This window comes from Fulvimarina uroteuthidis (assembly GCF_034321785.1).
Lineage (GTDB): Bacteria > Pseudomonadota > Alphaproteobacteria > Rhizobiales > Rhizobiaceae > Fulvimarina > Fulvimarina uroteuthidis.
Genome location: NZ_JAXLPB010000002.1, coordinates 21425 through 32969, shown reverse-complemented (window position 1 = coordinate 32969; position 11545 = coordinate 21425). Strand labels below are relative to the sequence as shown.

At 65.0% G+C, this 11545-nt stretch carries 12 protein-coding genes; 10 read left to right on the top strand and 2 right to left on the bottom strand.

The genetic code is table 11. The annotated features are described in order from the left end of the window. Window positions 1–88 precede the first annotated feature (88 nt). Window positions 89–769, top strand: coding sequence for a TetR family transcriptional regulator (locus U0C82_RS05150; RefSeq protein WP_322186015.1), 681 nt, complete (start codon window positions 89–91; stop codon window positions 767–769). Window positions 770–842: 73 nt separating this feature from the next. Here U0C82_RS05150 and tldD read toward each other — a convergent pair whose 3' ends face one another. Further along, the gene (gene tldD, locus U0C82_RS05145; RefSeq protein WP_322186014.1) at window positions 843–2258 is read right to left on the bottom strand and encodes a metalloprotease TldD; all 1416 of its coding nucleotides are present in this window, start codon (window positions 2256–2258) and stop codon (window positions 843–845) included. 116 nt (window positions 2259–2374) lie between these two features. Continuing rightward, entirely contained in the window at window positions 2375–3046 is a 672-nt protein-coding gene (locus U0C82_RS05140; RefSeq protein ID WP_322186013.1) for an invasion associated locus B family protein, read from the bottom strand. A gap of 531 nt (window positions 3047–3577) precedes the next feature. Between U0C82_RS05140 and coxB the strand changes: the two genes are divergently transcribed. The 9 genes from coxB to ispH all read left to right on the top strand — a co-directional run bounded on the left by coxB (window position 3578) and on the right by ispH (window position 11533). After that, window positions 3578–4507 (top strand): cytochrome c oxidase subunit II, encoded by a 930-nt coding sequence (gene coxB / locus U0C82_RS05135; RefSeq protein WP_416186624.1) that lies wholly within the window; start codon window positions 3578–3580, stop codon window positions 4505–4507. A gap of 32 nt (window positions 4508–4539) precedes the next feature. Continuing rightward, window positions 4540–6141: a cytochrome c oxidase subunit I gene (ctaD, locus tag U0C82_RS05130; RefSeq protein WP_322186012.1), complete on the top strand. Its 1602-nt coding sequence runs from the start codon at window positions 4540–4542 to the stop codon at window positions 6139–6141. Window positions 6142–6354: 213 nt separating this feature from the next. Beyond that, the gene (locus U0C82_RS05125; protein ID WP_322186011.1) at window positions 6355–7287 is read left to right on the top strand and encodes a heme o synthase; all 933 of its coding nucleotides are present in this window, start codon (window positions 6355–6357) and stop codon (window positions 7285–7287) included. Next, window positions 7284–7433, top strand: coding sequence for a protoheme IX farnesyltransferase (locus U0C82_RS05120; protein WP_322186010.1), 150 nt, complete (start codon window positions 7284–7286; stop codon window positions 7431–7433). Before U0C82_RS05125 ends, U0C82_RS05120 begins: the two co-directional genes overlap by 4 nt. Then, window positions 7430–8056, top strand: a complete 627-nt coding sequence (locus U0C82_RS05115; protein WP_322186009.1) for a cytochrome c oxidase assembly protein — start codon at window positions 7430–7432, stop codon at window positions 8054–8056. Before U0C82_RS05120 ends, U0C82_RS05115 begins: the two co-directional genes overlap by 4 nt. A gap of 111 nt (window positions 8057–8167) precedes the next feature. Then, window positions 8168–9040 (top strand): cytochrome c oxidase subunit 3, encoded by an 873-nt coding sequence (locus tag U0C82_RS05110; RefSeq protein ID WP_322186008.1) that lies wholly within the window; start codon window positions 8168–8170, stop codon window positions 9038–9040. A gap of 210 nt (window positions 9041–9250) precedes the next feature. Then, window positions 9251–9679: a DUF983 domain-containing protein gene (locus U0C82_RS05105; RefSeq protein WP_322186007.1), complete on the top strand. Its 429-nt coding sequence runs from the start codon at window positions 9251–9253 to the stop codon at window positions 9677–9679. Next, on the top strand, window positions 9676–10473 hold the full coding sequence (locus U0C82_RS05100; protein ID WP_322186006.1) for an SURF1 family protein: 798 nt from the start codon (window positions 9676–9678) through the stop codon (window positions 10471–10473). Before U0C82_RS05105 ends, U0C82_RS05100 begins: the two co-directional genes overlap by 4 nt. 31 nt (window positions 10474–10504) lie before the next feature. After that, window positions 10505–11533, top strand: a complete 1029-nt coding sequence (gene ispH / locus U0C82_RS05095) for a 4-hydroxy-3-methylbut-2-enyl diphosphate reductase (RefSeq protein ID WP_322186005.1) — start codon at window positions 10505–10507, stop codon at window positions 11531–11533. Window positions 11534–11545 lie beyond the last annotated feature (12 nt).

Genomic DNA, 11545 nt, shown 5'->3' with positions numbered 1-11545 from the left:
GAAACTTTCTTCGCGGCGGCTTGCGCCATACTTATGTTGCAATGCAAGATACATACAGCCACGAATGTCGGTGAGCAATGAGGATTCGATGCGTCGCACCAAGGACGAGGCTGCACAAACGCGTGAGAACATCCTCGACGCGGCGGAGGCGATGTTCTTCGAAAAGGGCGTGGCCGGCACCACGCTCTCCCAGATCGCCTCCCATTCGGGTCTGACGCGCGGGGCGATCTACTGGCATTTCGAGAACAAGCTCGCGGTGTTTCGCGCCATGCAGGACCGGGCGCGCCTGCCGCAGGAAGAGTTCTTCAAGAAATCCGACCGCGACCATCCGCCATCGATCGGCGAGCTCTACGACAAGACGATCGAGGCGCTCGAATTCCTGAAGTCTGACATGCGGGCCCAGCGCGTCCTGACGATCCTCAACTTCCGATGCGAATATGTCGGCGAAATGCAGCCGGCGCTGCACCGGCGCGACTGTGCCGACGACGCGATGCGGCTCGAGATCGAGCGGATCTTCGCGCACGCTCTGTCACGCGAGGGGCCTCTGTCACGCGAGGGGCCTATGGCGGGCAACCGCGACCCGCAGGCGCTCGCGACCGCCTATTTCTGCTGCGTGGGAGGCCTGATCACCAACTGGCTGCGGACGGAGGGAAGCTTCGATCTGGTCGATGTCGGGCGCCGGCTTCTCCGTGCGATCGTCGCCGATCACGTGGAGACGTGCCGGTCGCGCCTGCCCGGCAATCCCTCGGGCAGGGTGCCGCGGCCCTAGCCCGCCTGCCTCTGATGGCGAGCGCCGCGATGCGAGTGCCGCCCACCGGAATGGAAGGCGTCCCGCCGCCGGCTCAGGCCTCGGTGCCGCCGACGGTGATCCGGTCCATGCGCAGATGGGGCTGGCCGACGCCGACCGGCACGCCCTGGCCGTTCTTGCCGCACATGCCGATGCCGGTGTCGAGGGCGACGTCGTTGCCCACCATCGAGACCCGGTGCATGGCATCCGGCCCGTTGCCGATGAGCATCGCGCCCTTCAGCGGCTCTTCCACCTTGCCGTTCCGGATTCGGTAGGCCTCCGTGCAGCCGAAGACGAATTTCCCGGAGGTGATGTCCACCTGCCCGCCGCCGAAGGAAACGGCATAGATGCCGTCCTTGACGCTGGCGAGGATTTCGTCCGGCGTATGGTCGCCGCCGAGCATCATCGTGTTGGTCATGCGCGGCATCGGCGCGTAGGCGTAGGACTGGCGGCGGCCGTTGCCGGTCGCCTCGACGCCCATCAGCCGGGCGTTCTGCCGATCCTGCATGTAGCCGACGAGCGTGCCGTCCTCGATCAGGACGGTGCGGTTGGTGGGCGTGCCCTCGTCGTCGATGGTCAGCGATCCGCGGCGCTGCGACAAGGTGCCGTCGTCGACGACGGTGACGCCGCGCGCCGCCACCTGGGTGCCCATCAGACCGGAAAAGGCGGAGGTCTTCTTGCGGTTGAAGTCGCCCTCGAGGCCGTGGCCCACCGCTTCGTGCAGCATGACGCCGGGCCAGCCGGAGCCGAGCACGATGTCGAAGGCGCCCGCCGGTGCCGGCACGGCCCTGAGATTGACGCGGGCCTGGGCGATCGCCTTGTCGGCGATGCCCTTCCAGGTATCCTCGATCATGAAGTCCCCGAAGCCGGTCCGGCCGCCCGCGCCGAACGAGCCCGATTCCTGCCTGTCACCCTCGCCGCAGACGACCGACACGTTGAAGCGCACGAGGGGGCGGACGTCGCGCACGAGGCGCCCGTCGGCCCTTAGGATCTCGACCACCTGATATTGTGCGCCGACCGTCGCGGAGACCTGGCGCACGTCCTCGCCCTGGTCGCGCAGATAGGCGTCGACGGCCTGGAGAAGCTTCACCTTCTCCTCGAAGCTCGGAGAGCCGATCGGGTTCTCCTCGCCGTAGAGCCTTTCGTTGGTGCCCTTGGGCGGCGGGGCCTGCGTGCCGCTGTAGCCGGACTTCACCGTCGAGACCGCGTCGGACGCGCGCCTCAGCGCGGCGATGGAGAAATCGTCCGCATGGGCAAAGCCTACGGCTTCCCCGGCCACCGCGCGCAGGCCGAAGCCCTGATCGATTCCGAAATTTCCGCCCTTGAGGCGGCCATTGTCGAAGGAGAGCGATTCGCCCTCGCGATATTCGAGATAGAGTTCCCCGTCATCCGCGCCGCGCAGCGTGTCGTCGAGAACGCCCTGGAGTTCGGCCTGCGAGACATCGAAGCGATCGATGAGGGAAATGGACATTCGGGAACTCCGGGATAGGACGGGTGAGGCGGGGCTTGCCGCAAGATAGGACCGATGCCCCGCGCTTTAAACCGACCCCGGTCCCCGCGTTTCGCCAAGGGGGCGAAGGGGCGCATTCAGTTCGCGGTCCCGGCGCCGGACTGCGCATTCGTGTCCGTCCCCGTCTCGTCGTCCGTCTGCCCCGTCGCGGCGGGAGGCGCTTCGGGCTGCGGCAGGTTCTTGAACGCCTCGGTGAAGCCTTCGAGCGAAACCGGAATGCCGATGCCCTGTTCGGGCGTCTGGAAGAAGGAGAACGTCGCCTCGCGGCCCTTCGAGAGCTTCGAGATCAGATCCTCGTCCATCGCGACGTCGGCGACGCATCCGGTCTCGAAGCACCGGAGGAACGGGGTGATTCCGACGAACTCGCCGTCGAGGTGCAGCCGCAGGCCGTTCGGCAGGATGATGCCGAGCGGCGCGCGGGCCCTGAGGATCGTCCCGGTGCCGTCCGCAAGCTTCAGGATGCTGACGGCGAAACCGATCTCGCGCCGGTCGGGCGGCAGCACGATCTGGCGCATCATGCACTGCTCGCCCGGAGCCCCGGCCGGCGTCGAACAGACGATGCCCCAGGCACCATGCTGCGATTTCAGGCGGCCGATCGGCTCGGAGGCGAACTGGGCGTTCGCGCCGGCGGCCGCGCCGAACAGGAAAACTGTCGCGACGAGCGGCAGAATCGCGAAGCTGAACCGGCTGACGGCACGGCCTGGAGCATTGAACGAACGGAGCATCGGGTCCTCGATATGGCGTGGCACGGCGGCGCGGGTCCGCGGGGCGAAGAATCAATGAAGAATCGATCCTGATCCTGCATGGCGAACATGGCCCCATCCTGACATGCCGACAATTTGAAGCATCTGCGCCTGAAGCATCGCCGCGCCCTGCGCGCGCTCATGGCGGCTCGAAGGCGACAGGCCTCGTATCCTTCTTGCCCCTCTCGTCTCCTCGCGCGCACGCGGCCTTACGCGGAAGAGCCCGGTCCTTTCGAAAGCGCCTGTCGTTCGACTCGACGGGGGCGACGCTTCCGCCCTCGGCCGTTCGCCGGCTAAGCGAACCGGTGGAGCCTTCGCGAACCACCGTGGATCCGGGAGGCTATGTCGCACGGAAACCGGCGCTTCGGGTGTTGCGAGCGGTGCGTTTTCGTGGTTGAAGCGCAAGAATTCTTTTGGCCGGATCATGCAGCCGAACGGGGCGGACGAACGATCGTCGTCTCGCAAGGGCCCACCATCATCCTGGCTTTCGGTTTGCAGGACGGACCGGCCGCAAGGGCCGGCCAAGGAGGAAAAGCGTTGAAAGCTTGGAGTTTGACGGCCGGACTATGGCTCGCCGGAACGGGTGCCGCGCTTGCGCAGGACCTCGCGCAGGACGCTGGCGAACTCGTCATCGGCAAGCCGTGGCCTTGGCAGATGGGTCTTCAGGAGGCGTTCTCGCCGATCGAAGAGCAGATTCACTGGTTCAACGATTACTCGCTCTTGTTCGTCGTGCCGATCACCGCGTTCGTCGCGGGTCTTCTGGCGTGGTGCGTCTGGCGGTATCGCGCGTCGAAGAACCCGGTGGCCTCGCGCACCGCGCACAACACCACCATCGAGGTGATCTGGACGCTTGCGCCGGTCGTCATCCTTCTGATGCTCGCGATCCCGTCCTTCCAGCTCCTCACCGCCCAGTACAATCCGCCGAGCGAGCCGGAACTGACCGTCAAGGCGACCGGCTACCAGTGGTACTGGGGTTATGAGTACCAGCCGACGGAAGTCGCGCCGGGCGACGACGGCACCGTCGCAGAGCCCGTCTCGTTCGAATCCTATCCCGTCGCCGAGGAAGACATCGCCGATATCAAGGGCGACATCGAGATCTATCCGCGTCTCCTCGCCGTCGACAACGAGGTCGTCGTGCCGGTCAACACGGTCGTGCGGCTGATCTCGACCTCCGCCGACGTCATCCACGCCTTCGCCGTTCCCTCGCTCGGCGTGAAGGTCGACGCGGTTCCCGGCCGTATCAACGAGTACTGGTTCTCGGCATCGCGCGAGGGTATCTTCTACGGCCAGTGTTCCGAGCTCTGCGGCTCGGCCCACTGGAACATGCCGATCGCCGTGCGCGCCGTGTCCCAGGAGCAGTACGATGCCTGGTACCTGGCGGCCCAGGAAGACGTCGCGGGCGCGAACGAACAGCTGAACGCGTCGATCGAAGCTGCCCAGAACGGCCGCGCCGTCGCGGCGAACTAACGAATTCGTCTGGTTAAGGAGACCTTACAAAGATGGCATACGGAGCCACTCACGACCATGACGACCACACTCCTTCATCGAAGTGGGTTCGTTGGGTCTATTCGACCAACAACAAGGACATCGGCGTCCTCTATCTGATCTTCGCGATCATCGCCGGCGTCGTCGGCGGCGCCCTGTCGATCGGCATTCGCGCCGAATTGCAGGAGCCGGGTCTCCAGATCTTCTCCGATCCGCAGATCTTCAACGTGTTCACGACGGGCCACGGCCTGATCATGATCTTTTTCGTGGTCATGCCCGCTTTGATCGGCGGTTTCGGCAACTATTTCGTGCCGATCATGATCGGGGCGCCCGATACGGCGTTCCCGCGCGTCAACAATATCGCGTTCTGGCTCCTGCCGCCCTCGTTCCTGCTGCTCATCGCCTCGCTCTTCGTCGAAGGCGCGCCGGGCTCGAACGGTGCCGGTACCGGCTGGACCATGTATCCGCCGCTTTCGACGTCCGGCCATCCGGGACCTGCGGTGGATCTGGCGATCTTCGCGCTGCACCTTGCCGGCGTCTCGTCGCTGCTCGGCGCGATCAACCTGATCACCACCATTCTCAACATGCGCGCGCCCGGCATGACGCTGCACAAGATGCCGCTCTTCGTCTGGTCGCAGCTCGTGACGGCGTTCCTTCTTCTCCTGTCGCTTCCGGTACTCGCCGGCGCGATCACCATGCTCCTGACGGACCGCAACTTCGGCACGACCTTCTTCGCGCCCGAGGGCGGCGGTGACCCGATCCTCTACCAGCACCTGTTCTGGTTCTTCGGTCATCCGGAAGTCTACATCCTGATCCTGCCGGCCTTCGGCATCGTCAGCCACATCGTCTCGACCTTCTCCAGGAAGCCGGTCTTCGGCTATCTCGGCATGGCCTATGCCATGGTCGCGATCGGTGTCGTCGGCTTCGTCGTGTGGGCCCACCACATGTATACGAGCGGCATCTCGCTCAACACGCAGCGCTACTTCGTGTTCGCCACCATGGTCATCGCGGTGCCGACCGGCATCAAGATCTTCTCCTGGATCGCCACCATGTGGCACGGTTCGATCACCTTCAAGACGCCGATGCTGTGGGCGATGGGCTTCATCTTCCTGTTCACGCTCGGCGGCGTGACGGGCGTCAAGCTCGCGAACGCCGGTCTCGACCGCGTCCTCCACGACACCTACTACGTCGTCGCGCACTTCCACTACGTCCTGTCGCTGGGCGCTGTCTTCGCCATCTTCGGCGGCTGGTACTACTGGTTCCCGAAGATGACCGGCTACACCTACAACGAGACGGTCGGCAAAATTCACTTCTGGACGACGTTCATCGGCGTGAACATCCTGTTCTTCCCGCAGCATTTCCTCGGGGCCGCCGGCATGCCGCGCCGCTATGCCGACTATCCGGATGCGTTCGCGGGCTGGAACTACGTTTCCTCGATGGGGTCGTACCTGTCCGGCTTCGCCGTCCTGATCTTCCTCTACGGCGTCTGGGAGGCCTTCTACGCCAAGCGCGTCGCCGGTGCGAGCCCGTGGGGCGAGGGTGCGACGACGTTGGAATGGAAGCTCTCCTCGCCGCCGCCCTACCATCAGTGGGAAGAGCTGCCGAAGGTCAGCTGAGCGGATCGGACGCGTCGCAAACGTCAAGCCATAAAAGCCCGGCCGGAAGCGGCCGGGCTTTCACGGATCGAAGGCATGGGCGGTCGGGCGGCACGGAAGGTGCATCGCGCGAAGATCCCGCACTTCGATCCCGGCCCGTGACGGGGCGCCGGAGACGGCGCATCCGCCCGTCCGCCGCCGATCCAGAAGTCGAATGGGAACGTGCCTTTGTCGATGTTCGAAACCACCGCGCTTCCGGCGCCCCCGCAGATCTCCATGGCCGAGCCGCGGGACTATTTCGCGCTCCTCAAACCGCGGGTCATGCAGCTCGTCGTTCTGACGGCGATCTGCGGCATGGCGATCGCCCCGGGCGCGATCAATCCGTTCCTGGCGGTGATCTCGATCCTCGCCATCGCGGTCGGCGCGGGCGCCTCGGGCGCTCTCAACATGTGGTACGATGCCGACATCGACCAGAACATGGCCCGCACCCGCACGCGGCCGATTCCGTCCGGCCGGATCAAGCCCGATGCCGCCTTCAGCTTCGGAATCATTCTGTCGATCCTGTCGGTCATGGTGCTCGGCCTTGCGTCCAACTGGTTCGCGGCCGCATTCCTCGCCTTCACCATCTTCTTCTACGTCGTCGTCTATTCCATGGGCCTGAAGCGAACGACGCCGCAGAACATCGTCATCGGCGGCGCGGCCGGCGCATTTCCCCCGATGATCGGCTGGGCCGCCGTCACCGGCGACGTCTCGATCGAAGGTTTCATCCTGTTCGCGATCATCTTCCTGTGGACGCCGCCGCACTTCTGGGCGCTCGCCCTCTTCAAGATGAAGGAATACGGCAATGTCGGCGTGCCGATGCTGCCGAACGTCTCCGGCGAGAAGACCACCCGCCGCCAGATCTTCGCCTATTCCCTGGCACTCGTCTCCGTCGCGATCCTGCCGGCCGTCATGGGGTTCGCCGGTCCGGTCTACGGTGTCGTCTCGGTCGTTCTCGGGGCGATCTTCCTGAAGCAGGCCTATGCCGTCCTGAAGATGCAGGACGGGGACGAGACGATGATCCCGGCCAAGAAGCTGTTCGGCTTCTCGATCCTCTATCTGTTCGGCCTGTTCGTCACGCTGCTGGTCGAAACAGCCGTCATGGGCGTGATCGGAGTGCTGGCGTGAGCGAGAACGATCCGCTGAAGGACACCGTCAAGCTGACGCCCGCCGAGGAAAAGGCACGGCGCAAGCGCTCGATCGCCGTCGCCCTGACGCTGATCGGGCTCGTCGCGCTGTTCTATGTCGTGACCATCGCGAAAATGGGTGCATGATGATCGATGAAGACCGCAAGCTGAAACAGGACGAGAAGACCCGCCGGCGCGGCATGGTGATCGCCGCATCCTGCACCGCGTTCATCTTCGGCATGGTCGGGGCGGCCTACGCCTCGGTGCCGCTCTACGAGCTCTTCTGCCAGGTGACCGGCTATGGCGGAACGACCCAGCGGGCGGACGCCAACCAGCTCGAGACGTCCGACGAAACCATCGTCGTCCGGTTCGACGGCAACACCGCCAACGGCCTTCCCTGGACGTTCCGCCCCAACGACCGGTCGATGACGGTTCAGCTGGGTGCGACCAGCGAGACCTCTTATCGCGCGGTCAACAATTCGGACCGCCCGGTCAAGGGGCAGGCGCTGTTCAACGTCACGCCCGACGCGGCGGGGATCTATTTCAACAAGATCGCCTGCTTCTGCTTCGACGAGCAGACGCTGCAGCCGGGCGAAAGCGTGGACATGCCGATCACCTTCTTCATCGATCCGGACATCACGAAGGCCGAAGAGCTGCAGAACGGCTACGCGATCACCTTGTCCTACACTTTCTTTCCGCTCGAAAATTCGGGCGAAATCGCGAAAGCTGCCCCATCGGGCACTTCCGATCAGGCGCAAGGCGCTCTATGAACGTGACAAACCGGTGCGGCGACGCGGATCACGTCGCGGCCGAGACGATTGAAGCTGACGACGTCCAGCCGGTTCCGGCCGGGGCGGGCGAGATGAGTTGGGAGACGCGGCATGGCTAACGTACAGGCCAAACATGATTACCATATGGTGGACCCGAGCCCCTGGCCGTTCATCGGATCGGTCGGTGCGTTCATCATGCTGTTCGGCGCCGTCGGGCTGTTCCGGTGGACGGCCGGTACCGATTTCATCTTCCTCTTCGGCCTGAATCTGGCGACGCCGTGGATCTTCGTCCTCGGTCTCGCGATCGTCCTCTACACCATGTACGCATGGTGGTCCGACACGGTGAAGGAAAGCCTCGAGGGCAAGCACACGCGCGTGGTGTCGCTGCATCTTCGCTATGGCATCATCATGTTCATCGCGTCGGAAGTCATGTTCTTCGTGGCCTGGTTCTGGGCGTTCTTCGACGCCAGCTTCTATCCGAACGAGGCGATCCAGACGGCGCGGACCGAGGTGCTCGGCGGTCAGTGGCCCCCGGTCGGCATCGAGGTTCTCGATCCCTTGCACCTGCCGCTGTTCAACACGATCATCCTGCTCCTTTCGGGCACGACCGTCACCTGGGCCCATCACGCCCTTTTGCACAACGACCGCAAGGGCCTCATCGCCGGCCTGGCGCTGACCATCGCGCTCGGCGTGCTGTTCTCCTATGTGCAGTACTACGAATATGCCCACGCATCCTTCGACTTCGCGGGCTCGATCTACGGCTCGACCTTCTACATGGCGACCGGTTTCCACGGCTTCCACGTGCTCATCGGCACGATCTTCCTGATCGTCTGCCTGATCCGGGCGTCGATCGGACAGTTCACGCCGCAAAAGCATTTCGGCTTCGAGGCCGCCGCCTGGTACTGGCACTTCGTCGACGTGGTCTGGCTCTTCCTGTTCTTCGCCATCTATGTGTGGGGAAGCTGGGGTGCCGAGTTCCACTGATCGGGACGGGGCCGCGCGAAACAGGACAGGACATCGGGGGCGGTGCCGGAAGGCCCGCCCCTTTTCATTTCGAGGGCCGGACCGCCGAGCGCTCCAGGGGGCCGCCCGGACTCGAGGGTTCTTTCGCGGAACCGCCGGTCATCCGACCCGCAGGTTCACAATTTGGTCGCGGCGCCTCGGCGTCCCGTCGCAATCTGAGGATGAACCGCCGTGAACCATCCAGCCGAAACGAAGACCGATCCCGTGAAGGCGGGCCTGTCCGGGCGATGCCCGCGCTGCGGCGAGGGGCGGCTGTTCGCCGGTTTTCTGACGCCTGCGCGGCGCTGCGAGGAATGCGACCTCGATTACGGGTTCGCCGATTCCGGTGACGGTCCGGCGGTCTTCGTCATCCTGATCATCGGCTTCGTGGTGTGCGGCCTGGCGCTCTGGATGGAAGTGTCCCAGGCGCCGCCCTTCTACGTTCATCTGCTCTTGTGGATCCCGCTGATCTTCCTCCTCGCTTTGCCCATGCTGCGCATGTTGAAGGGCCTGATGATCGCGCTGCAATATGCCAACAAGGCTCGGGAGGGCCGTATCGATCGACCGGACGAGGACGTGCCGCCGGCACGTCCCGCAATCGACGGAGACGAGCGATCATGAGCGACGCCAGCGGCGAAACCGCATCCCCCGCACAGCGACTCGAACCGATGGGCCGGACGAAATTCGCTCTTGCCCTCGGCTTTTGCGTCGTCGGCATGGCGATTCTCTTCGCGCTCGGTTCCTGGCAGGTCGAGCGGCTCACCTGGAAGAACGCCCTCGTCGAACGGATCGACGCTCGGATCGGCGCCGACCCGATCCCGCTCGAGGCCGCGATCGACGCGTACGAGGAGACCGGCGACGTCGACTATCAGCCGGTGACGGTCGAGGGCCGGTTCCTGCATGGCGGCGAGCGCTTCTTCTTCACCACGGCGGACGGCCAGACGGGCTGGAACGTCTACACGCCGCTTCTGACGCCGGACGACAAGCTCGTGATCGTCAATCGCGGCTTCGTCCCCTACGAGGCGCGCGATCCGTCCGCGCGCCCGGGAAGCCAGCCGGACGAGACCGTGACCATCGAGGGCGTCGCCCGCAATGCGCCGGCGGAAAAGCCGGGCTACTTCGTGCCCGAGAACGAGCCGGGCAACGACACCTTCTTCTGGCGCGACCTCAACGCCATGACCTCGGGCCTCACCGTCGATCCCGGCGTCGATCTTGTGCCGTTCTTCGTCGATGCCAAGCTCGATCCGGCTTCCCGCACGCTTCCCGTGGGCGGCCAGACGATCGTGTCGATCACGAACAACCATCTCCAATACGCCTTCACCTGGTTCGGCATCGGCGCGGTCCTCCTCGTCATGACCGTGATGCTGGTCGCGCGGCAGCTCCGCGCGAAACGCGAAACGTCGCGACCGTCTTGACAGGACGGGGCCGCATGCCTTCATTCGCACCATGACCGATACCGAGACCCTTTCGCCCCCGACCGCCGCCACGCGGCCCCGGCTGACGCTGAAACTCTGCGAGCCGCGCGGGTTCTGCGCCGGCGTCGATCGCGCGATCCAGATCGTCGTCCTCGCGCTGAAGAAGTACGGCGCGCCGGTCTATGTGCGACACGAGATCGTTCACAACCGCTATGTGGTGGACGGTCTTCGCGACATGGGCGCGGTGTTCGTAAAGGATCTCGACGAGGTGCCCGACGACGGGCAGCCGGTCGTCTTCTCGGCCCACGGAGTGCCCAAATCCGTGCCCGCGCGGGCCGAGGCCCGGGACATGTTCTACCTCGATGCGACCTGCCCGCTGGTCTCCAAGGTCCACAAGCAGGGGCTTCGCCACGTCAAGCTCGGCCGCCACGTGCTGCTGATCGGCCATGCCGGGCATCCGGAGGTCGTCGGCACGCTCGGCCAGCTGCCCCCCGGCACCGTGACACTGATCGAGACCGAGGAGGACGTGGCCGCGTTCGAACCCGCCGATCCGTCGGCTCTAGGCTTCATCACCCAGACGACGCTTTCGGTCGACGATACCGCGGGCGTGGTGACGGCGCTGGCGCGCAAGTTCCCCGAGCTCCATGCGCCGGCGTCCGAATCGATCTGCTACGCGACCACGAACCGGCAGGATGCGGTGAAGGCGGCATCCGAGAAGACCGATCTCTTCATCGTCGTCGGCGCGCCCAATTCCTCCAATTCCAGACGCCTCGTCGAAGTCGCCAAGCGCTTCGGCGCGAAGGACGCAATCCTCGTCGAGAGCGAGCACGATATTCCCTGGGAAACCGTGACGGACGGCGCCACCATCGCCCTGTCGGCGGGCGCGTCCGCACCCGACATCCTGGTCGACGGGATCATCGCGCGGGCGCGGGCGGATTACGAGGTATCGCTCGAGATCGTGCAGACGGCGGAAGAGAACGAGCTGTTCCCGGTCATGCGGGCGATCCGCGACGTGCCGCTGACACCGGCGGACATGGCGTTCGTCAACGGCGCCGCCTGAAGGACACGCGAT

Excerpts from the sequence above, each read along its gene's own strand:
- U0C82_RS05150 (WP_322186015.1), top strand. The coding sequence starts at position 89 with ATGCGTCGCACCAAGGACGAGGCTGCACAAACGCGTGAGAACATCCTC.
- tldD (WP_322186014.1), bottom strand. The coding sequence starts at position 2,258 with ATGTCCATTTCCCTCATCGATCGCTTCGATGTCTCGCAGGCCGAACTC.
- ctaD (WP_322186012.1), top strand. The coding sequence starts at position 4,540 with ATGGCATACGGAGCCACTCACGACCATGACGACCACACTCCTTCATCG.
- U0C82_RS05125 (WP_322186011.1), top strand. The coding sequence starts at position 6,355 with ATGTTCGAAACCACCGCGCTTCCGGCGCCCCCGCAGATCTCCATGGCC.
- U0C82_RS05115 (WP_322186009.1), top strand. The coding sequence starts at position 7,430 with ATGATGATCGATGAAGACCGCAAGCTGAAACAGGACGAGAAGACCCGC.
- U0C82_RS05110 (WP_322186008.1), top strand. The coding sequence starts at position 8,168 with ATGGCTAACGTACAGGCCAAACATGATTACCATATGGTGGACCCGAGC.
- U0C82_RS05100 (WP_322186006.1), top strand. The coding sequence starts at position 9,676 with ATGAGCGACGCCAGCGGCGAAACCGCATCCCCCGCACAGCGACTCGAA.
- ispH (WP_322186005.1), top strand. The coding sequence starts at position 10,505 with ATGACCGATACCGAGACCCTTTCGCCCCCGACCGCCGCCACGCGGCCC.